Annotated in this window: 28 protein-coding genes; 12 read left to right on the forward strand and 16 right to left on the reverse strand. The window is 67.9% G+C overall.

Features of this window, described 5'->3' with window-relative positions; genetic code table 11:
- Window positions 1–113: 113 nt before the first annotated feature.
- Window positions 114–770: an enoyl-CoA hydratase-related protein gene (locus A5650_RS17390; RefSeq protein ID WP_067080196.1), complete on the forward strand. Its 657-nt coding sequence runs from the start codon at window positions 114–116 to the stop codon at window positions 768–770.
- 75 nt (window positions 771–845) lie between these two features.
- Here A5650_RS17390 and A5650_RS17395 read toward each other — a convergent pair whose 3' ends face one another.
- The 4 genes from A5650_RS17395 to A5650_RS17410 are packed head-to-tail and all read right to left on the reverse strand — an operon-like array spanning window position 846 to window position 3,625.
- Window positions 846–1,664 (reverse strand): class I SAM-dependent methyltransferase, encoded by an 819-nt coding sequence (locus tag A5650_RS17395; RefSeq protein ID WP_067080199.1) that lies wholly within the window; start codon window positions 1,662–1,664, stop codon window positions 846–848.
- Between the two features lie 13 nt (window positions 1,665–1,677).
- Window positions 1,678–2,682 carry an NAD-dependent epimerase/dehydratase family protein gene (locus A5650_RS17400; protein WP_067080202.1) on the reverse strand — a complete coding sequence of 335 codons (1,005 nt, stop codon included), beginning with the start codon at window positions 2,680–2,682 and terminating at the stop codon, window positions 1,678–1,680.
- Entirely contained in the window at window positions 2,679–3,188 is a 510-nt protein-coding gene (locus A5650_RS17405) for a nuclear transport factor 2 family protein (RefSeq protein ID WP_067080205.1), read from the reverse strand. Before A5650_RS17405 ends, A5650_RS17400 begins: the two co-directional genes overlap by 4 nt.
- A 38-nt stretch (window positions 3,189–3,226) precedes the next feature.
- Window positions 3,227–3,625 carry a hypothetical protein gene (locus A5650_RS17410; RefSeq protein ID WP_067080208.1) on the reverse strand — a complete coding sequence of 133 codons (399 nt, stop codon included), beginning with the start codon at window positions 3,623–3,625 and terminating at the stop codon, window positions 3,227–3,229.
- Between the two features lie 59 nt (window positions 3,626–3,684).
- Here A5650_RS17410 and msrB point away from each other — a divergent pair, with 59 nt between their 5' ends.
- Both msrB and msrA read left to right on the forward strand, forming a co-directional pair.
- Window positions 3,685–4,146, forward strand: a complete 462-nt coding sequence (gene msrB, locus A5650_RS17415) for a peptide-methionine (R)-S-oxide reductase MsrB (protein ID WP_067080211.1) — start codon at window positions 3,685–3,687, stop codon at window positions 4,144–4,146.
- Window positions 4,143–4,658, forward strand: coding sequence for a peptide-methionine (S)-S-oxide reductase MsrA (msrA, locus tag A5650_RS17420; protein ID WP_067080214.1), 516 nt, complete (start codon window positions 4,143–4,145; stop codon window positions 4,656–4,658). The genes msrB and msrA overlap by 4 nt, the downstream gene beginning before the upstream one ends.
- 18 nt (window positions 4,659–4,676) lie before the next feature.
- On the opposite strand, the gene A5650_RS17425 is transcribed toward msrA, so the two are convergent.
- Window positions 4,677–6,008, reverse strand: coding sequence for a cytochrome P450 (locus tag A5650_RS17425; protein WP_067080430.1), 1,332 nt, complete (start codon window positions 6,006–6,008; stop codon window positions 4,677–4,679).
- An 8-nt stretch (window positions 6,009–6,016) separates the two neighbouring features.
- The gene (locus tag A5650_RS17430; RefSeq protein ID WP_067080217.1) at window positions 6,017–7,384 is read right to left on the reverse strand and encodes a cytochrome P450; all 1,368 of its coding nucleotides are present in this window, start codon (window positions 7,382–7,384) and stop codon (window positions 6,017–6,019) included.
- A 99-nt stretch (window positions 7,385–7,483) separates the two neighbouring features.
- On the opposite strand from A5650_RS17430, the gene A5650_RS17435 reads away from it, so the two are divergent.
- On the forward strand, window positions 7,484–8,089 hold the full coding sequence (locus tag A5650_RS17435) for a TetR/AcrR family transcriptional regulator (protein ID WP_067080220.1): 606 nt from the start codon (window positions 7,484–7,486) through the stop codon (window positions 8,087–8,089).
- Window positions 8,090–8,092: 3 nt separating this feature from the next.
- Here the strand turns inward: A5650_RS17435 and A5650_RS17440 are convergent, their stop codons facing one another.
- Window positions 8,093–8,662: a TetR/AcrR family transcriptional regulator gene (locus A5650_RS17440; RefSeq protein ID WP_067080223.1), complete on the reverse strand. Its 570-nt coding sequence runs from the start codon at window positions 8,660–8,662 to the stop codon at window positions 8,093–8,095.
- A gap of 66 nt (window positions 8,663–8,728) precedes the next feature.
- Between A5650_RS17440 and A5650_RS17445 the strand changes: the two genes are divergently transcribed.
- Window positions 8,729–9,379, forward strand: coding sequence for a class I SAM-dependent methyltransferase (locus tag A5650_RS17445; protein ID WP_067080226.1), 651 nt, complete (start codon window positions 8,729–8,731; stop codon window positions 9,377–9,379).
- Here the strand turns inward: A5650_RS17445 and mmpH are convergent.
- The 3 genes from mmpH to manT are packed head-to-tail and all read right to left on the reverse strand — an operon-like array spanning window position 9,376 to window position 12,402.
- A complete protein-coding gene (mmpH, locus tag A5650_RS17450; protein WP_067080433.1) occupies window positions 9,376–10,455 on the reverse strand; it encodes an MMP endo-(1,4)-3-O-methyl-alpha-D-mannosidase in 1,080 nt (359 codons plus the stop codon). The two genes, A5650_RS17445 and mmpH, sit on opposite strands and share 4 nt — an antisense overlap.
- A complete protein-coding gene (locus A5650_RS17455) occupies window positions 10,442–11,173 on the reverse strand; it encodes a class I SAM-dependent methyltransferase (RefSeq protein ID WP_067080230.1) in 732 nt (243 codons plus the stop codon). The genes mmpH and A5650_RS17455 overlap by 14 nt, the downstream gene beginning before the upstream one ends.
- The gene (manT, locus tag A5650_RS17460) at window positions 11,167–12,402 is read right to left on the reverse strand and encodes an MMP alpha-(1->4)-mannosyltransferase (RefSeq protein ID WP_066841919.1); all 1,236 of its coding nucleotides are present in this window, start codon (window positions 12,400–12,402) and stop codon (window positions 11,167–11,169) included. Before manT ends, A5650_RS17455 begins: the two co-directional genes overlap by 7 nt.
- Before the next feature lie 222 nt (window positions 12,403–12,624).
- Here manT and A5650_RS17465 point away from each other — a divergent pair, with 222 nt between their 5' ends.
- From A5650_RS17465 to A5650_RS17485, 5 genes are all read left to right on the forward strand, one after another.
- Window positions 12,625–13,026 (forward strand): DUF3224 domain-containing protein, encoded by a 402-nt coding sequence (locus tag A5650_RS17465; protein ID WP_064395079.1) that lies wholly within the window; start codon window positions 12,625–12,627, stop codon window positions 13,024–13,026.
- Between the two features lie 248 nt (window positions 13,027–13,274).
- Window positions 13,275–14,606: a type VII secretion-associated serine protease mycosin gene (gene mycP, locus A5650_RS17470; protein ID WP_418767586.1), complete on the forward strand. Its 1,332-nt coding sequence runs from the start codon at window positions 13,275–13,277 to the stop codon at window positions 14,604–14,606.
- Window positions 14,603–16,000, forward strand: coding sequence for a type VII secretion protein EccE (eccE, locus tag A5650_RS17475; protein ID WP_067080236.1), 1,398 nt, complete (start codon window positions 14,603–14,605; stop codon window positions 15,998–16,000). The genes mycP and eccE overlap by 4 nt, the downstream gene beginning before the upstream one ends.
- A gap of 26 nt (window positions 16,001–16,026) precedes the next feature.
- Window positions 16,027–17,562: a PPE domain-containing protein gene (locus A5650_RS27560; RefSeq protein ID WP_067294112.1), complete on the forward strand. Its 1,536-nt coding sequence runs from the start codon at window positions 16,027–16,029 to the stop codon at window positions 17,560–17,562.
- Entirely contained in the window at window positions 17,559–17,888 is a 330-nt protein-coding gene (locus A5650_RS17485) for a YbaB/EbfC family nucleoid-associated protein (RefSeq protein ID WP_156613480.1), read from the forward strand. Before A5650_RS27560 ends, A5650_RS17485 begins: the two co-directional genes overlap by 4 nt.
- Here the strand turns inward: A5650_RS17485 and A5650_RS17490 are convergent.
- The 4 genes from A5650_RS17490 to A5650_RS17505 are packed head-to-tail and all read right to left on the reverse strand — an operon-like array spanning window position 17,885 to window position 21,021.
- On the reverse strand, window positions 17,885–18,379 hold the full coding sequence (locus A5650_RS17490) for a TIGR04338 family metallohydrolase (protein ID WP_067294116.1): 495 nt from the start codon (window positions 18,377–18,379) through the stop codon (window positions 17,885–17,887). The two genes, A5650_RS17485 and A5650_RS17490, sit on opposite strands and share 4 nt — an antisense overlap.
- Window positions 18,376–19,152, reverse strand: coding sequence for a DUF2786 domain-containing protein (locus A5650_RS17495; RefSeq protein WP_067080249.1), 777 nt, complete (start codon window positions 19,150–19,152; stop codon window positions 18,376–18,378). The genes A5650_RS17490 and A5650_RS17495 overlap by 4 nt, the downstream gene beginning before the upstream one ends.
- Window positions 19,153–19,192: 40 nt before the next feature.
- Window positions 19,193–20,155, reverse strand: coding sequence for an alpha/beta hydrolase family protein (locus tag A5650_RS17500; protein ID WP_502687079.1), 963 nt, complete (start codon window positions 20,153–20,155; stop codon window positions 19,193–19,195).
- A gap of 26 nt (window positions 20,156–20,181) precedes the next feature.
- The gene (locus tag A5650_RS17505) at window positions 20,182–21,021 is read right to left on the reverse strand and encodes an alpha/beta hydrolase (RefSeq protein WP_067080258.1); all 840 of its coding nucleotides are present in this window, start codon (window positions 21,019–21,021) and stop codon (window positions 20,182–20,184) included.
- Window positions 21,022–21,037: 16 nt separating this feature from the next.
- On the opposite strand from A5650_RS17505, the gene A5650_RS17510 reads away from it, so the two are divergent.
- The gene (locus A5650_RS17510; RefSeq protein WP_067080262.1) at window positions 21,038–22,060 is read left to right on the forward strand and encodes a sigma-70 family RNA polymerase sigma factor; all 1,023 of its coding nucleotides are present in this window, start codon (window positions 21,038–21,040) and stop codon (window positions 22,058–22,060) included.
- A gap of 1 nt (window position 22,061) precedes the next feature.
- Here A5650_RS17510 and A5650_RS17515 read toward each other — a convergent pair whose 3' ends face one another.
- The gene (locus tag A5650_RS17515) at window positions 22,062–22,982 is read right to left on the reverse strand and encodes a DUF8686 domain-containing protein (protein WP_082950806.1); all 921 of its coding nucleotides are present in this window, start codon (window positions 22,980–22,982) and stop codon (window positions 22,062–22,064) included.
- Window positions 22,983–23,135: 153 nt separating this feature from the next.
- Between A5650_RS17515 and A5650_RS17520 the strand changes: the two genes are divergently transcribed.
- Window positions 23,136–24,260 (forward strand): NDMA-dependent alcohol dehydrogenase, encoded by a 1,125-nt coding sequence (locus tag A5650_RS17520; RefSeq protein ID WP_067080267.1) that lies wholly within the window; start codon window positions 23,136–23,138, stop codon window positions 24,258–24,260.
- Here the strand turns inward: A5650_RS17520 and A5650_RS17525 are convergent.
- Window positions 24,235–24,699, reverse strand: coding sequence for a MarR family winged helix-turn-helix transcriptional regulator (locus tag A5650_RS17525; RefSeq protein ID WP_067080270.1), 465 nt, complete (start codon window positions 24,697–24,699; stop codon window positions 24,235–24,237). The two genes, A5650_RS17520 and A5650_RS17525, sit on opposite strands and share 26 nt — an antisense overlap.
- Between the last annotated feature and the right edge of the window lie 33 nt (window positions 24,700–24,732).

The raw sequence follows: 24,732 nt of genomic DNA on the forward strand, positions 1-24,732 counted from the left end.
GGCTGGTGCGGTCGGTCGCCGAACCACGCCGCTACCGCGATGATGTGCCACGACGGGTAGGCCTTATTCGGGTAGTACGCCGTCTGTTCCTAAGTAGGTGGTGTAATCGGCTGATGGCAGAACTTGAACGGCACGGCGCGGTGTACGTGTTGACCCTCGGCGAGGACGAGAACCGCTTCCACCCCGACCGGCTGACCGCGATGAACTCGGCACTCGACGAGGTGGAGGCCGCCGACGGGCCGAGGGCCGTCGTCACCACGGGCAGCGGCAAGTTCTACTCCAACGGGCTCGACCTCGACTTCATGGCCGCGAATCCCGATGCGGCCGAGGCCAATCTGGCCGACGTGCACGCGCTGTTGGTACGCGTGCTGGCGTTCCCGGCGCCGATCATCGCCGCGGTGCAAGGGCACGCGTTCGCCGCCGGTGCGATGCTGGCGCTGGCCCACGACCAGATCGTCATGCGCGCCGATCGCGGCTTCTTCTGCCTGCCGGAGGTCGACCTCGGCATCCCGTTCACCGCTGGGATGAACGCCCTCATCCGGTCCCGCCTTCCGATCGCGACCGCGCACGACGCGATGACCACGGCGCGACGCTACGGCGGCGAGGACGCCCGCGCGGCGGGGATCGCCGCGGCCACCGCCGGGGAGGGTGAAGTCCTCGACACCGCGGTCACGCGCGCCGGTGCGCTGGCCGCCAAAGCCGGCACGGTGTTCGGTGCCATCAAGGCGCGCCTGTACGCGGAAGTGATCGCCGAACTCAAGGTCCGGTAGCTAGCCTCCCGAAACTGAGCTTCTGCACGAACCACCGCTCATTTGCATGCATATCTTCAGCTTCGAGTGCAACGGTCAGAACGCCCAGCGATGATACTGCGCGATGTACCGCAGCGACGGCAGCACAGCCATCGCACGCCCCATCGCCCGGTAATACCAGGCGACGTCACGAAATGTCGGCGAATCGAACGGTGACACCCACGCCAGCAACCGCACACCGGGCACCGCCTCGGCAATGTCGTCCGGACCGTCAATCCCCCACTGCAGCGTCGCCCCCGAGCGCCGCACCACCGCGTTCAGGACCTGCGACCGGATGCCGAGCCGGCTGAACGCGTCGAATTGCAGTTCACCGGAGGGAAACCCGTCGACCACCCGCCGCAGCAGCGCCGCACCGTCGGATTCCGTCAGATACATGGTGAGGCCCTCGGCGATCATCAAAGTCGGCCGATCCGAGGGGATTCCGGACAGCCAAGATGCATCTGCGACCGAGGCGCCGATCACCCGGTAACGGTCGCGGTGCGGATAGAGCTGCGTGCGCAGACTCGCGACCTCCGGATAGTCGATGTCGAACCAGTCGACCCCGGGCCCGGTGTCCACTCGAAACGCCCGCGCGTCCAGCCCGCAGCCCAGATGCAACACGACCGCCCGCGGGTGCGCGGCCAGGAACTGGCGCGTCCACCTGTCGAAGTGCGCGCTGCGGGTGGTCACCGATGCCGAATTGGCCGGCGTGATCGTTGTTTTCGACCAGTCGTAGTCGATGCGCTCGACGATGTCCTTGGCAAACCGGTCACCCAGGATCGCGTTGGGCAAGTCGGCGTCGAGCGCCTTGGCGTAGAACGTCGCAAGCATGGTCTGCGGCGCACCGGACAAATCGACGGGGAGCTTGTCGGGCATCTCTACTCGCGGGCTAACCGGCCTTGCTCGTACGCCGCGCGTCCCGCAGCCCCGCCCAGAACCTGGCGGCCGCCTGGATCGACTCCTCGACAGGCCTTGGACTCCAACGCAATTCGTGTCGCGCCTTGCTGCAATCCACCGGCGCTTCCGCGCGCATCAGCCGGAGCGAGCCGAGCGAGAACTTCTCGTCCTTGCCCGTCACCCGCGCCTTGGCGGTGCCCAGGGCGGCCATCGCGTAGGAGACCGGCAGCGGGAGCGACTTCGTCGGCACAGGCATCCCCGCGGCTTCGGCCGCGATGCGCACCACCTCCGCATTGCTGATCATCTTCTCCGAGATCAGGTACCGCTCGCCGACTCGGCCGTGCTCGGCGGCGAGGAGCATGGCGCGCGCGGCGTCGTCGACACCGACGGCCTCCAACTCGATACCGCGCATCACGAACGGCAGCTTGCCGAACGCCGCCCCGGCGATGATCGCGCCGTGCGGGGTGCGGCCCCAGTCGCCGCCGCCGTAGGTGGTCGACACGCACATCGCGACTGCGGGCACGCCGTGCTCGCGCGCATATTGCAGCACCAGCGTCTCGGCCTGCACCCGCGACCGCACATACGGCGTCAAACCCTTGTCGACGATCACGTCGTCCTCGGTCGCCACGTGCCCGCGCCTGCGGCCGACCGTCACATAGCTGCTGGTGTAGACGAACCGCCGCAAACGCATGTCCTTGGCGACCTCGAGCACGTTTCGGGTGCCCTCGACGTTCGTATAGAACAGCGGCGTGGGGTCCTTGAGCCAGCCGCGCGTGTCCACGACGCAGTAGTACACGTCGTCGACTCCGGTCATGGCCGCGCGCAGCGTGTCGTTGTACCAGATGTCGCCGAGGAAACGCTGTACCGGCAGATCGTCGATGCTCTTGGTGTTCGCGTTCGGGCGGACCATGACGCGGACGTCGTGGCCTGCGGCCACCAGTTGCCGGGTGACATGCGATCCGAGGAAACCGTTGGCTCCGATGACCAGCTTGCTCACTTGGCTCCTCCGTACTGCTTCATCCACTCCTCGGCCTCGGGCGGCAAGGTGCCGAGTTCGGCGGCCTTGCGGCACCATTTGACCGTCGCCTTGACGAACCGCAGCGGGTTGTAGATGTCTTCTTGCCGACGCCACAGTCCGTCGCCGGCGTAGGTGAGGATCGAGACGTTGGTGGCGCTGATGGCTGTGCCGTCGCCGGGGTCGCGCATCGGGTTGTCCAGCTCGCAGATGATGCGGCCGGTCGCCTCGTCGATCACGGTCCACCGCGACGGGAACGACGTCATGTAGCTACCGGGAAACGACTCCATCGTCTTCCAAATCCAGGGGCGCACCTGTTCGCGGCCGCGCATGGTGCCCGCCGCGTGCTCGACGTAGACGACGTCTTCGGTGTACTGGTCGACCCAGGGATCCCAGTCGCGGGTCTGTGCGGCGCGGTCGACTGTCGCCTCGAACTGTTGGAACGCCGCGGCCAATTCGTCGCGGCTGAAGGTGCTGCTGCCCGTCACACCAGAACTAGAACACGTTCTACCGAGCTTGTCGAGGGTCAGAACGCGGTCAGCACCTGGCGGCTGCCCAGCGGATTCTGCAGCGGGACCTCGAGGATCCCCGACACCGCGATCATGATGCACGGCCGGCCCGCGGCTTCGGGAAGCGCGCCGCCGAAGAGTTCGACGGTGACGGTCTCGGGTGTCTCCAGCACGGACGCGTGCACGCCGTAACACTGCGGGGTGCCGGTGGTGAAGTGCACGCCGACGGCGCGGTCGCCCGCGACGCGGTTGTAGGACTCGGCGCGCATCGGCTGCGGGTCGACGATCGCGGGATTGTCGATGAACAGCAGGCCCGGATGGCCGGGCCGCTCGGACAGTACGGCCGTCTCGGCCGCTGCCGCCGGGGCCGCCCACACGGCCAGCACAGCGGCCATCACGGCGAGGAATGTGCGCATCACACAACCGTAATCGCCGACTGGAACATGGCGGTCGATTCGGTGGTTATACAGGCACTATGGCAAAGCAATACAACAAGAATCCGGCCGCAGTGAACGCGTTGTCGCCGGAGCAGTACCAGGTCACACAGAAAAACGGCACGGAGCGGCCCTTCACCGGCGAGTACTGGGACAACCACGAGCCGGGCATCTACGTCGACGTGGTCTCGGGCGAGCCGTTGTTCGCCTCTGTCGACAAGTTCGACAGCGGGACCGGGTGGCCCAGCTTCACCCGTCCGATCGAAGCGACCAACGTCGTCGAGAAGCGCGACTTCTCGCACCTGATGGTCCGCACCGAGGTGCGCTCGGCGCACGGCGACAGCCACCTCGGCCATGTCTTCACCGACGGCCCCCGCGCAGAGGGTGGGTTGCGCTACTGCATCAACTCCGCTTCGCTGAGATTCATCCACCTCGACGACCTCGAGGCCGAGGGGTATGGCGATTACAAGAAGCTGTTCGTGAATGAGGAGGCGCAAGCATGAGCGACCACAAGAGAGCCATCCTGGCGGGCGGTTGCTTCTGGGGCATGCAGGATCTGATCCGTAGGCAACCGGGCGTGGTGTCGACGCGTGTCGGCTACACCGGCGGCGAGAACGCCAATCCCACGTACCGCAATCACCCCGGCCACGCCGAGGCGATTGAGATCGTCTACGACCCGGCGCGGACCGACTACCGCGCATTGCTGGAGTTCTTCTTCCAGATCCACGATCCGACCACGAAGAACCGTCAGGGCAACGATATCGGCACAAGCTACCGGTCGGCGATCTTCTACCTCGACGACGAGCAGAAGCGCGTCGCGCTGGACACCATCGCCGATGTGGATGCGTCAGGACTGTGGCCCGGCAAGGTCGTCACCGAGGTGACCCCGGCCGCCGACTTCTGGGAGGCCGAGCCCGAGCACCAGGATTACTTGGAGCGCTACCCGAGCGGTTACACCTGCCACTTCCCGCGCCCGGGCTGGAAGCTGCCCAAGCGCGAAACGGCCAACCAGTAGGAACACCGACGCGCTCGGTTACCGGCGGTGGCGCACCACGACGCGGCCGCCGTCCTTCGGGGTGAACGCGATCCCGCGGAAGTGCACCTTCTCGTCGGGTGCAGTGTCGGTCTCGATCACGAAGTGGCGCAGGATCGTTCGCAGTACGACGTCCATCTCGACGTTGGCGAACGCGGCGCCGATGCATCGGCGGGTCCCGCCACCGAACGGCACCCACGCCGTCGGCGGGCGCTTGCCCATGAACCGGTCGGGATCGAAGCGTTCGGGGTCGGGGAACACGTCCGGGTTGGCGTGCATGTTCGCCAGCGCCACCATCACGGTGTAGCCGTGGGGAATCCGCCACTTGCCGGCGTCGAAATGCGGTGCCAGCACGTGGCGTCCGGAGAAGTCGATGACGGTCCGGTTGCGCTGCAACTCGTTGATGAAGGCCTGGCGGTACTCGTTGCCGCCGGCGTCGTTCTCCTCGACCAGCTTGGCCAGCACCGCGGGATGGCGGCGCAACCGTTCGAACGCCCAGCCGAGCGTCGACGCCGTCGTCTCGTGGCCGGCGCCGAGAAGGGTGAGCAGCTCGTCGGAGATGTCCTGGTGCGACATCGGGGTGCCGTCCTCATAGGTGCTGCCCAGTAGCAGCGCCAGGATGTCCGTGCGCTCCTCGCGAGCGGGGTCGGCCTCGGCTTTGTCGATCAACGCGAAAACGGTCCGGTCGAAGTTGCGGCGGAACGTCTCCAGGCGGCCCCACGGGCTGTAGCGACCGGTCTTGAAAGATGGCTCGGGCAATGTCGCCATGCGCGAACCGAGCTTGGCCCACGGCGGGATGATCTCGCGCAGATAGTCCAGTTCGGCCCCGTCAGCCCCGAACACGGTGCGCAGGATGACATTCAGCGTGATCCGGTTCATCGGTTCGAGCGTCGCGAACTCGACGCCCTCGGGCCAGGTCGCGGTCTCGCGGAGCGTCTCCTCCTCGATGATCTTCTCGTAGTTCTTGATGCTCTGGCCGTGGAACGGCGGCGCGAGCAGCTTGCGGCGCTTGCGGTGCTCGACGCCGTCGAGCGCGAAAACCGAACCGGGGCCGAAAATTCGGCTGAGGTTCGGCTGGACGTTGATCAGGTCGTCGGTGCTCGCGAGATACACGGTGCGGATCAGCGCTGGATCGGCGATCACCACGCTGCGGCCGAAAAATGGCACGTTGATCGCGAACACCGGGCCGTATCGCTGAAGCGCCTTGCCCAGGAACCAGCGGCGAAATCCCGCCATCAGCACCATCTGGACGGGTTTGGGCAGCGGTACCGCCGGCGGCAACTTGCCGGGTGTGACCGGGGCTTGCTGGTCGGCGGCGGTAGCGTTCGTCATCGGTTCCTTCACTCCTCCTGCGCGAGCGGTGTGTTGCGGCGGTGCACCACGATGCGGCCGCCGTCCTTCGGGGTGTAAGCCACGCCGCGCGAGTGCGTCTTCTCCGCGGGCGCCGCGGTGGTGTCGATCACGAAGTGGCGCAATACAGTCCGCAGCACCACGTCCATCTCGACGTTGGCGAACACGGCGCCGACACAGCGGCGGGTCCCCCCGCCGAACGGGATGAAGGCGAACGTCGGCGGTCGCTCGTCGACGAAGCGCTGCGGGTCGAAGCGCTCGGGATCGGGAAACTCAGCGGCCCTGTCGTGCATCAGCGAGATGCTCGCTAGCATCGTATAGCCCTGCGGGACAACCCATTCGCCTAGCTCAAAGGTCGACGCGTAGACGTGCCTGCCCGCGAAGTCGATCACCGTGCGCGACCGCTGCACCTCCCCAAGGACGGCCTGGCGGTAGTCGTTGCCGTCGGTCTCCGCCTCGGTCACCAGCTTGGCAAGGACGTCGGGATGGCGGGTGATCCGCTCGAACGCCCAGGCCAGGGTCGAGGCCGTGGTCTCGTGTCCGGCCGCAAGGAGGGTCAGCAGTTCGTCGCCGATGTCCTTGCGGGACATGGCGCTACCGTCCTCATAGGTGCTGGCGAGCAACAGCGCAAGAACGTCGGTCCGCTCCTCGAATCCGGGGTCGGCCGTGACCCGGTCGATCAGCTTGTCGATGACCTCGTCGTATTGCCTGCGGTACTCGGCCAGCCGCCCCCACGGACTGAACCTTCCGTATGTGCGTGACGGTGCGGGCAACGACGCCAGGCGCGAACCGAGCGTCACCCATGGCGGGATGATGCGCCGCAGGTCGTCCAACTGCTCGCCGTCGGCGCCGAACACCGCACGCAGGATCGCGTTGAGGGTGATCCGCATCATCGGTTCCAGGGTCGGAAATGCCTGACCCTCGGGCCAGTTCGCCGATTCGCGCAGGGTCTCCTCTTCGAAGATCGCCTCGTAGTTCTTGACGCTCCTGCCGTGGAACGGCGGTGTCAGCAGCCGGCGCCGCCGCCGGTGTTCGGACCCGTCGAGCGCGAACACCGAACCGGGGCCCAGCACGCGCGACAGGTTGGGTTGGATGTTGCCGACGTCGTCGGTATTGGCCATGAACATCTGTTTGGCCAGCTGCGGGTCGCCGACGACGACTGTGCGTCCGAAGACCGGGACGTTCATGGTGAAGACCGGGCCGTGGAGGCGGGCGAACTGGGCGACGGTCCAGCGCCGCGAAACCGCGAACGCGAGACCCAGCAGCGGCTTGGGAATCCGCGCCTTCGGTGGCAGGTTGACCGCGGCAGGCGACGCCGCTGCAGGTGTGGGCTTCTCGACGACCAAAGCTTCGCTCATGACGCTCCCAGCCAGTTCCCCGGTACTACGATGTACCGTAGGTTCGTGTAGTACGGTACCGCTTGGTACCAGCAGACGCAAGGCTGTCGAGGAGGCGGTATGACCACTGCGCTGGACAACGGCGTGCATACCGCGGCCGACGGCGCGTTCCGCGACCGCCTGCTCGACGGTATGGCCGCCTCGATCACCGAACGCGGCTATCGCGACACCACCGTCGCCGACATCGTTCGGCAGGCGAGAACCTCGAAGCGTACGTTCTACGAACAGTTCGCGAGCAAAGAGGAATGCCTGATCGAGCTGCTGCGGCGCAACAACGAGACGATGATCGCCGGCGTGCGCGCAGCCGCGGATCCCGATGCCGATTGGCGGGCCCAGATCCGCTCAGCGGTGACCGCCTACGTCGACCACATCGCGGCGCGACCGGCCATCACGCTGGCGTGGATCCGTGAGGCGCCCGCACTGGGCGCCGTCGCACATCCGCTGCATCGCGAGGCCATGGAGCATTTCACCGACATGCTGGTCGACATCAGCAGCACGCCGGGATTCGAACGCGCTTCGCTGGCTCCGCTGTCGCGTCCCCTGGCGCTCATCATCCTTGGCGGCCTGCGCGAGCTGACCGCGCTCTTCGTCGAGGACGGCCACGACCTGGGCGGCATCATCGAGCCGGCGATCACCGCTTCGGTGGCGATCCTCGGCTCGCGCTGAGGATCAGTTCAGGATCAGCCGCGCCGATTTCTCCAGTCGCTCCGCGATTTCGGCGTACGACGCGTATCCCATGCCTGCGCGCACCAGCGCGCCGGAGTACAGCATCTCCAGCGTGTCGATGACGTCGGGATCCGTGTCGGCGCCCAACGCCGCGGCCAGCCGGTCGCGGATCGCGCGGCCGATGCGCAGCCGCAGCACCTCGACGTCGGGGTCGCGACCAAGCAGCGCCGTCGTCACCGCACCGGCGAACGCGGGCTCGTCGGCGACCAGCAAGGCGATGTGGCGCAGCACCTCGATGACCCGGGCAGCGGGGTCCTCGGACTCGTGCGCCGCCGGTGGCGATGCCGCGAGCCTGCGCCAGAACACCTCGGCGACAAGGTGTTCCTTGGAGGAGAAGTAGGTGTAGGCGGTGGCCGCCCCGACGCCGGCATCGGCGGCCACTCGGCGCACCGTTAGACCGGCGAAGCCATCGCGGTTGAGCAGTTCGACCGCGGCGCGACCGAGGCGGTCGACAGTGTCGGCTTGTTTGGCGGTCAGACGGCGCCGAGTCGACTCCATGGCCGTGTCGGACACATGTCCGGACGCTACTACAACACCCCTGCACCAGCAACGATCCGCTGCGACTAGATTGAGTCACCGATGCGCACCACAGACGAACTCTTCGCCCTTGCCGAGCAGGTCATCGGATTCATGCCCTACGACGAGGGCCGGGCCCTGTTCGACGCTGCTGTGAAGTATCTCGGCGACGGCATCGGCGTCGAGATCGGCACATACTGCGGCAAGTCCACCGTGCTGCTCGGCGCCGCCGCACAGCAGACCGGCGGCGTGATCTACACCGTCGACCACCACCACGGCTCAGAAGAACACCAGCCGGGGTGGGAGTACCACGACGAGTCGATGGTTGATCCCGTCACCGGCCTGTTCGACACGTTGCCGACGGCGCGGCACACGCTCGACGCCGCCGGCCTCGACGACCACGTCGTCGCGATCGTCGGCCGGTCACCGGTGGTGGCGCGGGGATGGCGAACTTCGTTGCGCTTTCTGTTCATCGACGGCGGCCACACCGAGGAAGCCGCACAGCGCGACTTCGACGGCTGGGCCAAATGGGTGGAGGTGGGCGCGGCGCTCGTCATCCACGACGTGTTTCCCAACCCCGACGAGGGCGGGCAGGCGCCGTTCCACATCTACCAACGGGCGTTGAACACCAACCATTTTCGCGAGGTTTCGGCAACCGGATCCATGCGCGTGCTCGAGCGCACGGACGGCGTCGTCGGCGAGCCGCTGGACTAGCGGTCGCTGGTCGCACACTCGCAGTCGTACTCGCCTTCGAGGCCGCGCGGAAGGTCCGCGCCCCGGAAGATGCCGCTGGCGGCCGACGTCGACGACAGCGCGTCGGCGGCCAGAATCATCGCCGCGCCGGTCCACGTGGTGCGTTCCTCCGGCCAGCGCTTGCCGTCGGCGAACACCAGACCCGTCCAGTAGGAGCCGTCGTCCTCACGTAGATGGTGCATCGCGGCGAACTGCTCCCTGGCGCGCACCGCGTCACCCATCGCGTCCAAAGCCAGTACCAGTTCACAGGTTTCGGCCCCGGTCACCCACGGCCGGTCGTCTACGCAGCGGATACCCAGGCCGGGAACCACGAAGTCGTGCCACCGCTCGTCGATCCGCATCCGCGCAGCGGGACCGCGCACCGCGCCGGTCAGCACCGGGTAGTACCACTCCATCGACCAGCGGTCCTTCACCGTGAACGCCTCGGGATGGTGGGCGATCGCGTGGCCGAGCCTGCCGACCGCGACCTCCCATTCCGGCTGCGGGTCGTCGAAGTAGTCCGCGAGCGCCAGCGCACACCGGATGCTGTGGTAGATGCTCGCGCACCCCGTCAGCAGGGCTTCGGGTTCGATGGCCGAAGGACTTCTCGCCCAGGCGATCTCACCGCCACTGAGCTGCATGCCGAGCACGAAGTCGATCGCCTTGGTGACCACCGGCCACATCGTCTCAGCGAAACGGCGGTCACCGGTGACCAGCACGTGGTGCCACACGCCGGTGGCGATGTAGGCGCAGAAGTTGCTGTCGCTGTTGGCGTCCTCGATGACGCCGTTGCGCAACTGGATGGGCCACGATCCGTCGCGGCGCTGGTGCGTGCGCGACCATTCGAACGCCGCGCGTGCCGGCTCCAGCAACCCGGCGACCGTCAGTGCCATCGCGTTCTCGATGTGATCCCACGGATCAGTGTGGCCTCCGTCGAACCACGGCAGCGCACCCGAGGATTCCTGGGTAGCGGCAATCGATTTCGCGGTCTGACGGCACTGTTCGGGTGTCAGCACCCCGGGAACGCCCGGGACGCCGTCGAGTTTAGGCGTCAGCACCTGCACCCACCGGTTTCGTGAAGTACAACGCGACGCTCTTGCCGATCAGCGGGTTGAGCAGCGACTCGGCCGTCTTGGTCAGCCACGGGCGGCTCATCATGTCCCACACCAACATCCGGTGGTATGCCTTCACCGCGACGTGATCCGAATTCTCGGTTCCCACCGCGCATTTGAGCCACCAGTACGGGGAGTGCAAGGCGTGCGCATGATGGGTGTGCTCGAGTCGAAGGCCATGGGCGAGCACTTTGTCGCGCAGCCGGTCGGCGTGATAGATCCGCACGTGCCCGCCCTCGTTGGCGTGGTACTCGTCGGACAGCACCCAGCAGAGCTTCTCGGGGAGCCACCGCGGCACCGTGACGGCGAGCGTTCCGCCGGGCTTGAGCACCCGGACCAGCTCGGCGATCGCCTTTTCGTCCTGGGGCACGTGTTCGAGAATTTCCGAAGCGATCACGCAATCGAAAGTGCCGTCGGCATAAGGCAGATCGAGCGCGTCACCCTTGACCGCCTCGGCCTTGGCCGTCGGCGGCGCCTCACCCTGCTCGCGCATGGCTGTCAGGATCTCGTCGACGTCGTTGAGATCGGCGGCGCTCTGGTCGAACGCGACGACGTCCGCTCCGCGCCGGAAGGCCTCGAAGCTGTGCCGGCCCGCGCCGCAACCCACGTCGATCACCTTCGTGCCCTCGCCGACGCCGAGCCGGTCGAAGTCGACCGTCAGCATGCGCCGACCCGTTCGCGCGCCATCTCGTAGACCGCAACCGTCTGCGCGGCAACCGATTGCCAGCTGAACACCTCTACCGCGCGCTTGCGTCCGTTCGCGCCGAGGCGGGCCAGCTCACGCGGTGAGTCGAGCAGTTCGCCGAGCACCGCGGTCAATTCGTCGACGTCGGCGGGCTTGACCAGCCGGGCGCAATCGCCGTCGGCGCCCACCACCTCGGGCAGCGCACCGGCGCGGCTGGCCACGATGGGCGTGCCGCTGGCCATGGCCTCCACCGCCGGCAACGAGAACCCTTCGTAAAGCGATGGGATGCAAGCGACTTCGGCCGAGGCCAGCAGGTCGGCCAGCTCGCTGTCGGACAACCCGCTTGAGCTGTGCACGATGTCGGAGATGCCGAGCTCGGCGATCAGCTTTTCGGTCGGACCGTTCGGTTCCAGCTTGGCGACGAGCTGCAGTTCGAGATCGCGTTCGACGCGCAGGCGGGCCACTGCGTGCAGCAGGTGCCTGACGCCTTTGAGGGGAACATCGGCGCTGGCGATCGCGATGATGCGGTTGCGCACCCGTCGCTCAGCGGGCTTGAACATCGCCGTGTCCACGCCCAGCGGCACGACGTGCAGCTGGCTGGGCGCGACGCCGAAGTCCTCGGCGATGTCAGCCGCCGACGTCGACGACACGGTCAGCAGTTCGGGGATCTCGCATGCCACCTGCTTCTGCATTTCGGCGAAGCCGTACCACCGTCTCACCAGCGGTTTGCGCCACCACTTGGCGGCGGCGACGTCGACCACCTTGTCGCGGGTGATCGGGTGATGCACGGTGGCGACCACCGGAAGGCCGAGGCCTGCGATCTTGCGCAGCCCGGTGCCCAGGCACTGGTTGTCGTGCACGACGTCGAACTCGTGGCGACGTTCGGCCAGCACCCGCGCGGCGCGCAGGCTGAACGTGCGGGGTTCGGGGAAGCCCGCCGTCCACGTGGTCAGCAGCTCGAGCAGGTCGATCGACGTCTTGATCTCGTTGGGCCACGGGATCCGGAACGGATCGGGTTCCCGGTAGAGGTCCAGGCTGGGCACCTCGGTCAGCCGAACGCGGGGATCGAGTTCCTCCGGATATGGCTGGCCCGAGAACACCTCGACCTCGTGGCCCAGGTCCGCGAGGCCGCGGGACAGGTAGCGGACATAGACGCCCTGCCCACCACAGTGGGTCTTGCTCCGGTACGACAGAAGTGCGATGCGCATGTTCAACTCAAGACGATGCGCAGAAGCGGCTGAATCCAGGGCCGGTGAGCTGGACAAATCGTGTCACGCAACAACTCCGAACCTTCTGGACATGTGTCCAGACTATAGTTTGACGTGCTAGCGGACGCAACGCGGCCGTGATGCCTTGACTATCACAGTGACCGGGGGTGCTGCCCGTCGGCCTCTCGGTTCCGCGCTCCGGTGACCGGGTATCCGCCGGTCATGAGCAGACACATCGAGGCGACCTTCCAGATCGCCAGCTGGGATGAGACGCCGTTCGAGAACGGCGACGAGGCCACCAAGCTCACCGAGGCCCTGGTCTCGAAACGCTACGAGGGCGACATCCAGGGCACGTCGACGACCAAGTGGCTGTTGGCCTACGGACCGGACAAGAGCGCGTTGTTCGTCGGCATCGAGCACGTCACCGGCACCATCGCGGGCGCGACCGGCGGCTTGGTGTTGCTGCACGACGGCGCCTACCGAGACGGCGTGGCCAGTGGAGAGGTGCGGATCGCATCGGGCACCGGCGGGCTGGCCGAGGCGGCCGGCAACGGGAAGTTCCGCGCCGACCCCGCGGGGGCACTTACCCTCGACGTCGACGGTCTGGACATCGCGGTCACCTAGGTCGCAGGCGCTGCGGTAACCGACGGGGCAGCCCCTGGTGGCGGGCGTATGCCACCAGATAGTGGCATGACTCCCCCGAGCGGCCCCTTAAGATTGGCTGCGTGCAATCGGCCCATCGGCGTGACGTGAGCGTTTGCCCTGCGCAGCGGGCAGATTTGAGTTTGCTGCCGGTGTCGTGGCACCCCGCCGACCAGTCCGGCCGCCGCGGAGGGGCGTAGCGCGTGCGGCGCTTCTTCGAACGCGTCGGCGTGCTGACGGCTGCGCTGTTGCTGACATTGATCGCCGCCCCTCCGGCGACGGCGATCGAGCCACCGACGATTGATCCCGCGGCCGTGCCCCCGGACGAGACCGGGCCGGATCAGCCGATGGAGCAGCGCCGGGTCTGCTCGGCGCCGACGGTGTTTCCGAACGCGAACTTCGCCGACCGGCCGTGGGCGAACGACTACCTGCGGTTGTCCGAGGCGCAGAAGTTCGCGACGGGCGCGGGCGTGACGGTCGCAGTGATCGACACCGGTGTCGTCGGCTCACCGCGGGTGCCCGCCGAACCGGGTGGAGACTTCGTCGACCAGGCCGGAAACGGCATGTCGGACTGCGATGCGCACGGCACGTTGACCGCGTCGATCATCGCGGGGCGGCCCGCGCCGAACGACGGCTTCGTCGGTGTCGCGCCCGACGCCCGCATACTGTCGCTGCGACAGACCTCCGAGGCGTTCCAGACGGTGGGTACGCGCCAGGACCCCAACGACCCAAACGCCACCCAGACCGCCGGATCGCTGCGCAGCCTCGCGCGGGCGGTGGTGCACGCAGCCAATCTCGGCGCACAGGTCATCAACATCAGCGAGGCGGCCTGCTACAAGGTCACCCGCCCGATCAACGAGACCAGCCTGGGCGCCGCGATCAACTACGCGGTCAACGTCAAGGGCGCGGTCATCGTCGTCGCCGCGGGCAACACCGGCCAGGATTGCGCGCAGAACCCGCCCGCCGATCCCGCGGTTCCGACCGATCCGCGCGGCTGGAAACAGGTACAGACGATCGTCAGCCCGGCGTGGTACTCACCGCTCGTGCTGACGGTCGGCGGAATCGCGCCGAACGGACAACCGAGCACGTTCTCGATGTCGGGCCCGTGGCTCGGCGCCGCGGCGCCTGCCGAGAACCTCGTCGCGCTCGGTTACGACGGCAATCCGGTCAACGCGTTGCAGGGCCAGGACGGCCCGATTCCGATCAGCGGCACGTCGTTCGCCGCGGCCTATGTCTCCGGGCTGGCTGCGCTGCTCAAGCAGCGCTTCCCCGCGCTCACGCCGGCCCAGATCATGAACCGGATCACCGCGACGGCGCGTCACCCGGGCGGTGGCGTCGACAACTATGTGGGCGCCGGGGCCGTCGACCCCGTCGCCGCGTTGACGTGGGATGTGCCCCCGGGGCCGGAGCAGGTGCAGTACCGGGTCAAGGAGCTTCCCCCGCCGGTGTTCACCCCACCGCCGGATCGCGGGCCGATCACCGCGGTGGTCGTCGTCGGAGCCGGGCTGGCGGCCGCGCTCGGGCTCGGCGCGCTGGCCCGTCGCGCATTGAGGCGCCGATGAACAGAATTGTCGGCATGTTCGGCCTGCGCTTCACGACGGGCCACGCGATCTGGGCGGCGGCGCTGATCCCCGCGACGGTCCTGGTGTTCGCCGAGCTGAACCTGTTGTGGCTCGGGATCACGCTCGCCGTGCTGATCGGGCTGGGCTCGGTGGTGACGATTCGTGGGCTGCGGATCACCGGTTGGGTGGCGGCTGTGTTCGCGTGGCGGCGCAGGCACCGCGACGTTCCGCAGCGTCCGTCCGAACCCGGGGTGGGCGCGACCGTGATGCCGGGCGATCACGTCGCCGTGCGATGGCAGGACGAGCACCTGACGGCGGCCATCGAACTGGTGCCGCGTCCGTTCACCCCGACGGTGATCGTCAACGGCGCGGCGTTCACCGACGACGTCGTCGACACCCGGCTCGTCGAACACCTCGTGGCCGCGCACTGCCCTGACCTCGAGGCCGACGTGGTGTCGTCGGGGTATCGCGTGGGCAAAACCGCTCCAGCCACGCTGATTTCGCTGTACGAACAGGTTGTCGGCCCGTATCCGGCTCCGGCAAGCCGGCGCACCTGGATCGTGCTGCGCGCCGATCCCGAGTCCACGCGCAAGTCGTCGCAGCGCCGCGAGTCCGGGGTCGCCGGGCTGGCGCGGTACCTGGTGGCCTCGGCCACCCGAATCGCGGATCAGTTGGCCGGCAACGGAATCGATGCCCGCCCCGCGCGCAGTTTCGACGATCTCGATCGGGCCACCGAGATCAGTTTCGAGCGTGAGACGTGGTCGGCGATCAAGGGCCGCAGCACGTTCACCGCGGCCTACACCGCGCCGGGTGGACCGGACGTGTGGTGGTCGGCACGCGCCGACCATACGATCACCCGGGTCCGCATCCGGCCCGGTGAGGCACCACGCTCGACGGTGCTGCTGACCACTTTGGCCAATCCCGCTACACCGCGCGGCTTTTCGTGCCTGTTCGGCGGGCAGCGGGCGGCTCTGCACGGCATCAGCCCGGTCGGCGACCGCCACTACGAGCTGCCGATCGGGTCGGCGGGGGTGCTGGTCGGCGAGACCGCCGACCGCTACCCCGTCTACATACCGTTCGACGACGTCGACGTGAGCATCAACCTCGGCGACTCCCGACTGTTCACCCAGTTCATCGTGCGGTCGGCGGCGGCAGGCGCCGTGGTCACTCTGACGCCGCAGTTCAACGAGTTCGCCGGATACGTCAACGCCAGGATCGGAGACGAGGCCAAGGTGGCGTGGCCGCATGCGACGACGTACCTGGGCCCGCACCCGGGCCTCGGCCGGGTGACGTTGCGCAACAACCACATCGAGACGCCCCGTCATCGCCAACTGCCGATAAGGCTGATCAATCCGCGCGAGGAAAGCCGCTACCAGATGGTCCTCGAGGGCTGAGCCGACATGCGGGCGCAGGGGTAACGATGGGCGAGATCCAGCGGGTCGAACCGGCGGAGCTCACCAAGCAGTCCGCAGAGATGCACGGGACGCAGTGGCACAGCCCCGTCGCCGAAGCGGTGGTGCCGCCGGATGCGTTGCCGTCCTCGGCGGCCGCGGTCGCCAACCTGAACGCGAACGCGCAGTCGCTGCTGGAGTTTCAGCGGTGGGCCGAGACGGAGAACCAACGCGTCGCCGAAATGCTGCAGATCGCCGCCGACGCCTACACCGAGGTCGACGAAACCTGCGGGCGAGCCATCGAGAACCCCAACCGACGGGCAGCGGTCGATGCGATCGCGGTGCCCGCCCCGGCGACGCCACCGCCCGCGCTTCCCCATCCGGTCGGCACTCCGCAGCCACTCGATGCGGCCGGCTACAGCGACGTGCACGAGACGCAGGCCGACCTGGTCGCCGGGGACAACGGCGCATCGCTGAAAATGGCCATGCTGCAATGGGGTTTGGCCAGTAACCGGGCCAGGGACGCCGCGCCGCGCCCGCCCAGCGGCGATTGGGAGGGACGGGCCGCCGACGCCGCGTACGCCAGGATGGCCGAGTTCAGCGGCTGGCTGGAACAACTCGCCGAGGGGTGGCACGACCTCGCGGAGGCGGCGGCGAAAATCATTGCGGCACATGACGCCGCAAAGGCCGAGCATGCGGGCATCCACACTGAGTACGCGGCATTGGAGACGCAGTTGCGTGAGCTCGCGGCCCGGGCGACCGTGGGTAACTCGGTCGCGACTTCCAACGATATGGCGAAGATCCAGAGGCGGATGCAGGAGCTGCAGCAGCAGTCCGACGACGTGCGCCAGGACTATGCGAGCGGGGCGACCTTCTCACCCGTGCGGCCCGCGATGCCGTCCGGCCCGGACGCCGACAGCGCTGCCGTCGTCGGTGGCCCCGGCGGCACCGAGTCGCAACCCGGCGGCGGTCGCGCGGGTGTGCCGTTGTACGGCCCGCAGCCGTCCGGGATAGCGGACAGGACCGTTGGTGCGGGGCGTTCGGGTGGTGCTCGGGCCGGAGGTCGCGCTCCGGCCGGCGGTGGTGCGCCCACGGGCGGTGGCGCGCCCTCGGGCGGTGCTGCGCCGGCTGGCGGTAGTGCGCCGGCTGGGGCTTCGACGTCAGGCCCGAAGTCGACCGAACCGCACGTGCGCCCCGCCGCTGTCGGCGGTGCCGCGGCAGGCGGTGGCAGGGGCGGTGGTGCCGCAGGCGGCGGTGGCATGCCTGCGACGCCGATGTCGGCGCCGGTCACCGCGGAGACGGTCGCTCCCGCGCCGACCGTGCCTGCCGCGGCGGGTGCCGCACCGGGATCCTCGACGGAGGGGCGCGCGGGTACGACCATGGCCGGGGGTATGGCCCCGATGGCGCACGGTGCGGGCGCCCAGCATGGCAAGGAGAAGCGGCGCGATCCCCGAGTCGCGCCCGACGAGGACCTCTACACCGAGGACCGGCCGTGGACCGAGGCGGTCGTCGGCATTCGCAGGCGCAGGGCGGTCGCCGACGGCGAGAGCCGAGACGACACGTGAGCGACGAGATGCACCCCGACGTCGCCGCCGTGTTGCGGCAGGCGCAGCAGTTGCAGTCCCTGATGGACGACCAGCTGGACCGGATGAATTCTCAAACCTTCACCGGCACCGACGAATCCGAGACTGTACAGGTGACGTTGGACGGTCACCACCAGCTGACGGGCGTGGCCATCGAGGACGGCCTGCTGAGTCTGGGCGTCGAGGAGGTCCAGAAGCGGCTCAACGAGGCGCTGGACTCCGCGACGGCCGCGGCCACCGCGTCGCTGGAGGCCGACCGGGACCGGATCGACGCCGCCGTCGCCGACATCACCGACGGGAACCACTAGCGCACACCCTCTTTCGCGTACACCACGCGTAACACATGGGCCACCTCTGGCCCCATCACCGTGTCGGCGAGTTCACAGAAGGTGCCCACGAACTCCGGCCCGTGCGGCGGCGCCGCCTCACACAGGTGGTGTGCGATCTCGTGCAGCACCACCAATTCGCGCAATGCCCAACGGGTCCGGACTTCCGGCACCGCGATGACGGCGCCGTCGTCGTCGAGTTCGTAGTGAGCGGCGCTGGCTCCCCGCCTGGGCCGCACGCCGAGCGGAGCCCCCCGTGGCCACCGTCGCCGCACGGCGGGCAGCGCCAGCACCTCGTCGACATACCGCTGCACCGACTCCACCGATGCGAACCGCGCCTCGGGCGGCAGCGTCAACGTCGTCCCGAAGAAGTCGATGACGCGGTTGCCGTGCTCGGCTGCCCGGTCGAACAACGTCCGGACGAACTCCTCGGCGGCGTACACCTTCGCCCGCTGGCTGTCGCGCGGCGTCACGTCTCCCCGGAGGCGCGGCGCCCGTTCCCCGGCAGCGCCGAACGCGCATTCGCCAGTTCCGGGCTGGGCCCGAGCCTGGCCTTGCGGCCCGCGCGGTCACCCGCACGGCGGGCGGCCGAGGAGTAGCCGGCCGTCGCGCTGGTCGCCCGCCACGTCCCACGCGCCTCCGAGGTCTCGCGGTAGAAGTCGCGCAGTTCGAGATCCTTGTCCCGCAACGCAATCGCGGTGCCCGGCTGGCTGTTGCGGCTGTTCGTGGCCTCCCGGCGTGCCTCCTCCCGCGCCTCGACCAGTCGTTGACCGATGCGGGCGCCGAACGCCAACTGGAAGTTGATCCGCGCGGTGATGGTGGGCGTGGGGCGGTGAGCACCCGACTCGATATAGGCCTGCGACGCCCTGACCATCTGCATGACCAAACTCGCGTACAGCGCATGGCTGGCGTCGATGTCCTCGGGAAACCCGTAGGCGTAGACGAATGTCGAATTCGACGCGATATCGCATTTCACGTCGTTGGCGTGTGCGATCACCGTGAACAACTGCACATACGTCCGCAGCCCTCGAGTGCCGGCGTTGCCGATCGTGATCGTGCGCTGCACCGGCATCTGCGCCTTCGTGCGCTGATCGGAGTGCGACCGCGCCACGGCCAGGTCGATGGAGGTGGCCGTCGCCAAGCGCTGCGCAGCGGCCATGAACGCGTCCGCCTCGTGCGGATTGTCGGTGCCCTCGGCCTGCCGCAGCAGGGCGGCGATACGGGCCAGCATCTTGTCGTCACTCATGCGCGATCCACTTCGTCCTCTCCCACCTCATGGCGCCAGATTAGGGCTGCTCGGCGACAAAGCGGTCCAGCGCTTCGACAACTTGTGGAGAGAGCGGATCTTGGGAGGCGTAATTGGCGACGTTGTCGCTCGGGTCGTCGCGCAGCACGTGGTTGACGCCCTTGAGCTCCACGACCGTCAGCGCGGTATGCCCAAGCGCGTCGGCGAGGGGCCTGATCGAGTCGCACGACGCCTGCGCGTCGGAGTCCGAACAGGTCAGCAGCACCGGCGTGCCCGCGGACACTTTGGCCGCCAGCGTCAGCGGGTCGATCTTGTCGGCTTCGACGACCGCGTTGACATTGCCCGGGTTCAGCATCGCGCCCAGGCCCTCGGGCAGGTTCGCAGGCACCGTCGCCGTGGTCCGGACCTGCTCGACAGCAGCCAACCACGCGGACAGGGCCTCGGGAGTGGCGTTGGCGCGCACCCGGTTGGTGATGATGTCGAGGTAGCGACCCGGCAGGGGCTGAAAGAGACCGAGCGCGTGGATCTTTGGCGCCCCGGCGTCGGTGTCGCCGGCCAGCGTCATCGCGTGGATGGTGCCTTCGCCCACCGCGTAGACCGAGATGCGGGAGTCGTCGGTCCGCGGCTGATCGGCCAGGTAGCGCACCGCGGCCTTCGCGCCCGTGGTGTAGACCGCACTGACCACCTCGGTGGGCCGCTGCGCGTACGGGCCGAGGCCGGTCTGGCCGGTGCCGACCTTGTCGTAGCGCAGGCTGGCCACGTCGCGATCCGACAACAGTTCGGCGAGTTGGCGCATGTTGCCGACCGGCCCGGCGACCTGGTTGTCGCCGTTGCGGTCGGTGGCGCCGCTCTCGGAGATCAGCAGCGCGGCGGGCTCCACCGCGTCGCCGGTCTCGTGCCGGTATGTGCCGTGGATGGTCAGCTCGTCGGCGGTGAAGCTGACGTCCTCGTCGACCCACTGGACATCGCCCTCGGACGAACATCCCGACAGCACGACGATCAGTGAAAGCGCCCCGGCGACAACCGCTTTCAAAGCTTGGCCTCGATCCACGAGGTAACGTCGTCGAGCACGAGTTCACGCTCGGGCTCGTTGAACACCTCGTGGTAGAGCTCCGGATAGACCTTCAGGTGAGCGTCGGTCGATGCGACACACGACAGCAGGTGGCGGCTGCCCGCGACGGGGATCAACTTGTCCTGCTCGCCGTGCACCACCAGCAGCGGCGCGGTGAGCGCGGACGCCCGCTGCGGCATCGTCTCGCCGACCTTGATCAGCGCCTTGGCCACCCCGGCGGGAAGCTTGCCGTGGTGCACCATCGGGTCGGCCATGTACGCGGCCACCACGTCGGGGTCCCGCGACACCGCTTCGGTGGGCAGTTGCTCAACGGGCAGGCCCGGCAGGATGCTGCCGAGGACCTTGGCGACCGTGATCATGACCGGAGACACCGCGTCCTGGGCGTAGACCGCGGGCCCCGACAGCACCATCGCGGTGTAGTCGTCGGGGTGCTCGACGCCGTAGGTGAAGACGACGCCGCCGCCCATGCTGTGGCCGAGAACGATGCGCGGCAGCCGCGGGTGCTCGTCGGCGGCGATCGTCACCAGGGTTCCGAAGTCGCCGGTGTACTCGCCGATGTGACGCAGATAAACCCGTTTGCCGCCGGAGCGCCCGTGGCCGCGTAGGTCCAGCGCATAGGTGAGCAGGCCGGCCTCGCCGAACCGCTGCGCGACGTGGTCGTACCGGCGGGCGTGCTCGGCGTATCCGTGGCACAGCACGACCACGCCGCGCGGATCGCGCTCGGGAGTCCAGACGTCGTAGACGATGCGCACACCGCCGATACCGTCGAAGCTGCGTTCGCTGCGGGTCGTGGCCACGCAGCGAGACTATCCGTTGTCGGACCCACTGATTAAGCTCGGCGGAGTGACGGTCCTGGCCCACGATCTCGACGACAGCAGCGCTGAGGATGCCTTCCTGGCCGATGCCCAGCGGTATCGCCGTGAACTGCTCGCGCACTGCTACCGGATGACCGGTTCCCTGCACGACGCCGAGGATCTGGTGCAGGAAACCTATCTGCGGGCGTGGAAGTCGTACAAAGGCTTCGAGGGCAAATCGTCGGTGCGCACGTGGCTGTACCGGATCGCCACCAACACCTGCCTGACGGCGCTGGAGAGCAGGCAGCGCAGGCCGCTGCCGACGGGCCTCGGGGCCCCGAGTTCCGATCCGCTCGACGACATCGTCGCCCGCGAGGAAGTGCCGTGGCTCGAGCCGCTGCCCGATCAGGCGGATGACCCGGCCGACCCGTCAGTCATCGTGGGCTCACGCGAATCGGTGCGGCTGGCGTTCGTCGCGGCACTTCAGCACCTCTCACCGCGGCAACGCGCCGTACTGGTGATGCGCGACGTGCTGCAGTGGAAGGCGTCCGAGGTCGCCGACGCGGTCGGCGCGTCGACGGCAGCGGTGAACAGCCTGCTGCAGCGTGCGCGTGCGCAGCTGGATGCCGTCGGCCCGAGCGAGGACGACGAGCTGCGCCCGCCGGAGTCCCCGGAGGCCCAGGACCTGCTGACGCGCTATATCGCCGCGTTCGAGAGCTACGACATCGACAAGCTCGTCGAGTTGTTCACCGCGGATGCCGTGTGGGAAATGCCGCCGTTCGACGGCTGGTACCAGGGCCCGGAGAACATCGTGCAATTGTCGAAGACCCACTGCCCCGCCGAGGGGCCCGGGGATATGCGGTTCATCCGGACCACGGCCAACGGTCAGCCGGCCGCGGCGTTGTACATGCTCAACCGGGAGACCGGCGTTCACGAGGCCTTTCAACTCCATGTGCTCGACGTGACGGCCGGCGGCATCGCGCATGTCGTGGCGTTCCACGCCTCGACCTTTGCCCCGTTCGGGCTCGCCGATACCGCCTGACCTACGGCTTGCGGCCCAGCGCGTACTCGTCGATGCTCAGGCCCGCCCTTTCCGCTTCGGCGCGCTCATAGGCGATGTCGTGCCGGTAGCCGAGCACGACGCTGGTGATCAACGCGATCGAGATGACGCCCTCAGCGATGAAGAACGCCGCAAAGTCGATGAGCGAGCCGATCGGCGGGCCGCCGGGCACGGCGTTGCGAAGAGGAATCAGTGCGAACAGGATCGCAGCCATCATCGAGCAGGCCGGCAGGACAAGACCTCTGCGCCACCGCAGCGCGTAGTAGGACGCCGTGACGGCCGCCGCGGCCAACCCGAGCATGAGCAGCATCACGAACACGGCGAACACCAGCGTCGGGGCGCTGCGGTGCAGGTAGAGATCCGCGTCGACGCTGTCGCCTTCGACATCCGGGTCGGGCCCCAGCGCGACCCGGAAGAACGAGTCGTTGTTGAACACGGTGAGCGTGGTGGGCAGCGCGGTGCCGTCGTCGGCCGCGATGTTGAGCCCGAGGAAGGCGGTGTAGCGATCGAAGGGGTAGTCGGTCGGGATCCCGACCATCCCGAATTTCTGCTCGATGACGGGCACCGTCTCTCCGCTCGGCAGGTTCACCGAGGGATTTGTGAAGGAATTGCTCAGCAGCTTGGTGTCCAGGTTGAGATGGCCGCTTTCATCGGCGTACTTCCCGTTGGCCTCGATGTCGGTGATCGTCGCCGCCACCGTCGTCGTCTCGGTGTCGACCCGGTTCACCCACACGGTGAGGTCGATCCGGTCGGGCTTGTCGAAGTCGCCGAGTTGCAGACCGTCCTCAGCCCAGTGCCTGCTGGATGCATACAGCGCGAGGTTGCCCGCCATCAGCAGCACAAGTGCCACAGCGAAGACGGCAAGCGCCCGCACAGCGCGCCATCGCGGCGAAGGTGTGCTCATCGCGGGCAGCGTATTACGAGGGGGGCGCGCAAAAGCGGCTCGACGCGCAGGTGGCTGGCCGACAGCGGTGCCTGCGACGGCCCGAAGCCCCTATCTACGCAGTTCAAGGCGGACTTGACACCTGTTCTGCAACGTGTTCTATAGTCAGCGGCCATGAAGACCAAGGGCGCGCTGCTGTGGGAGCTCAACTCACCGTTCCGCATCGACGAGATAGAGATCGGTGACCCCGTCGCCGACGAGGTACAGATCCGAATGCACGCCGCGGGCATGTGCCATTCGGACTACCACCTGACCACCGGCGCCACCCCGATCGGGCTGCCTGCGCTCGGCGGACACGAGGGCGCCGGCGTGATCACGAAGGTCGGCAGGAACGTCACCGGCCTCGAGGAGGGCGACCACGTCATCCTCGCGTTCATCCCGGCGTGCGGGCAATGCGCACCATGCCTCAAGGGTTATCGCTCGCTGTGCGACCGCGGCGCGGTACTGCTCGGCGGCAAGGCGATCGCCGACGGCACCTCCCGCGTGCATGCCGGTAGCACCGAGGTCTCGCCGATGAACCTGCTCGGCACGTTCGCGCCGCACATGACGGTGCACAAGGACTCCGTCGTCAAGATCGACAAAGACATTCCGTTCGAGTCGGCGGCCCTGCTGGGCTGCGCGGTCCCGACGGGCTTCGGGTCGGCCACCAACGTGGCCGAGGTGAACCCGGGCGAGACCGTCGTGATCGTCGGCGTCGGCGGTATCGGCATGAGCGCACTGCAGGGAGCGGTCATCGCCGGGGCCCGCCACGTCGTCGCGATCGACCCGAACGAGTGGAAGCGCGAACAGGCGATCAAGTTCGGCGCCACCCACGTCTACCCGTCGATGGCCGAGGCGATCGCACCCGTCATCGACCTCACCCACGGCGTGATGGCCGACAAGACGATCATCGCCGTCGGCGATATGAAGGGCGAGTACATCGAAGAGGCGCTGACGCTGACCACCAAGACCGGCACCTGCGTCGTGACGGGCATGGGCTCGATGATGGACGTCGACGTCAAGCTCAACCTGTTCTTGTTCACGATGTTGCAGAAGACGTTGAAGGGCAACATTTTCGGCGGCGGCAGTTCGCACATCGAGACCCCGAAACTGGTCGGCCTGTACAAGGCGGGCTTGCTGAACATCGACGACATGGTCACCAGGACCTACCGCCTCGAGGACATCAATTCCGGCTATGCGGACATGCTCGACGGCAAGAACATCCGCGGCGTCGTCACCTACGACGAGGCGGACTGGTAGCCAGCCGGTCCAGCACCGCGTCCAAAACCTCGTCGAACGCCTGAAGCTGTTGTGGTGTCAACCCCTCGAACACCGTGCTGCGCACGAGTTCTGCGTGCCCGGGAGCAGCCCTCTGCAGCGCTTCGAGCCCACCGTCGGTGATCGAGACGCTGGCGCCCCGCCGGTCGTCGTCGCTGCCGTGCCGCTCGAGCAGTGCGCGCCCGCGCATCCGCCGCAGCTGGTGTGACAACCTGCTCTGCTCCCACCCGAGCGTCTCGGCCAGGTCGTTGATGCGCTGCGGACCGCGCTCGTTCAGCGCCACGAGGACCTCGTAGTCCGCCAGCGACAACTCGCAGTCACGTTGTAGTTGCCGGTGCATGGCCGTCTGCAGACGGCTCGTGACCGTCAGGAACTTCCGCCAGACCTCTTGTTCGTGCCTCGTCAGCCACACGGAATACATGACACATCATCTATGTTGTCGCGTCCAGTAGCC

The organism is Mycobacterium sp. 1164985.4 (assembly GCF_001668575.1).
In the GTDB taxonomy this organism is placed as follows: domain Bacteria; phylum Actinomycetota; class Actinomycetes; order Mycobacteriales; family Mycobacteriaceae; genus Mycobacterium.

What these genes read in the sequence shown, in the direction of transcription:
- A5650_RS17390 (WP_067080196.1), top strand. Translation starts at nt 114, where the DNA reads ATGGCAGAACTTGAACGGCACGGCGCGGTGTACGTGTTGACCCTCGGC.
- A5650_RS17395 (WP_067080199.1), bottom strand. Translation starts at nt 1,664, where the DNA reads ATGCCCGACAAGCTCCCCGTCGATTTGTCCGGTGCGCCGCAGACCATG.
- A5650_RS17410 (WP_067080208.1), bottom strand. Translation starts at nt 3,625, where the DNA reads ATGCGCACATTCCTCGCCGTGATGGCCGCTGTGCTGGCCGTGTGGGCG.
- msrB (WP_067080211.1), top strand. Translation starts at nt 3,685, where the DNA reads ATGGCAAAGCAATACAACAAGAATCCGGCCGCAGTGAACGCGTTGTCG.
- msrA (WP_067080214.1), top strand. Translation starts at nt 4,143, where the DNA reads ATGAGCGACCACAAGAGAGCCATCCTGGCGGGCGGTTGCTTCTGGGGC.
- A5650_RS17425 (WP_067080430.1), bottom strand. Translation starts at nt 6,008, where the DNA reads ATGACGAACGCTACCGCCGCCGACCAGCAAGCCCCGGTCACACCCGGC.
- A5650_RS17430 (WP_067080217.1), bottom strand. Translation starts at nt 7,384, where the DNA reads ATGAGCGAAGCTTTGGTCGTCGAGAAGCCCACACCTGCAGCGGCGTCG.
- A5650_RS17435 (WP_067080220.1), top strand. Translation starts at nt 7,484, where the DNA reads ATGACCACTGCGCTGGACAACGGCGTGCATACCGCGGCCGACGGCGCG.
- A5650_RS17445 (WP_067080226.1), top strand. Translation starts at nt 8,729, where the DNA reads ATGCGCACCACAGACGAACTCTTCGCCCTTGCCGAGCAGGTCATCGGA.
- A5650_RS17455 (WP_067080230.1), bottom strand. Translation starts at nt 11,173, where the DNA reads ATGCTGACGGTCGACTTCGACCGGCTCGGCGTCGGCGAGGGCACGAAG.
- manT (WP_066841919.1), bottom strand. Translation starts at nt 12,402, where the DNA reads ATGCGCATCGCACTTCTGTCGTACCGGAGCAAGACCCACTGTGGTGGG.
- A5650_RS17465 (WP_064395079.1), top strand. Translation starts at nt 12,625, where the DNA reads ATGAGCAGACACATCGAGGCGACCTTCCAGATCGCCAGCTGGGATGAG.
- eccE (WP_067080236.1), top strand. Translation starts at nt 14,603, where the DNA reads ATGAACAGAATTGTCGGCATGTTCGGCCTGCGCTTCACGACGGGCCAC.
- A5650_RS27560 (WP_067294112.1), top strand. Translation starts at nt 16,027, where the DNA reads ATGGGCGAGATCCAGCGGGTCGAACCGGCGGAGCTCACCAAGCAGTCC.
- A5650_RS17495 (WP_067080249.1), bottom strand. Translation starts at nt 19,152, where the DNA reads ATGAGTGACGACAAGATGCTGGCCCGTATCGCCGCCCTGCTGCGGCAG.
- A5650_RS17515 (WP_082950806.1), bottom strand. Translation starts at nt 22,982, where the DNA reads ATGAGCACACCTTCGCCGCGATGGCGCGCTGTGCGGGCGCTTGCCGTC.
- A5650_RS17520 (WP_067080267.1), top strand. Translation starts at nt 23,136, where the DNA reads ATGAAGACCAAGGGCGCGCTGCTGTGGGAGCTCAACTCACCGTTCCGC.
- A5650_RS17525 (WP_067080270.1), bottom strand. Translation starts at nt 24,699, where the DNA reads ATGTATTCCGTGTGGCTGACGAGGCACGAACAAGAGGTCTGGCGGAAG.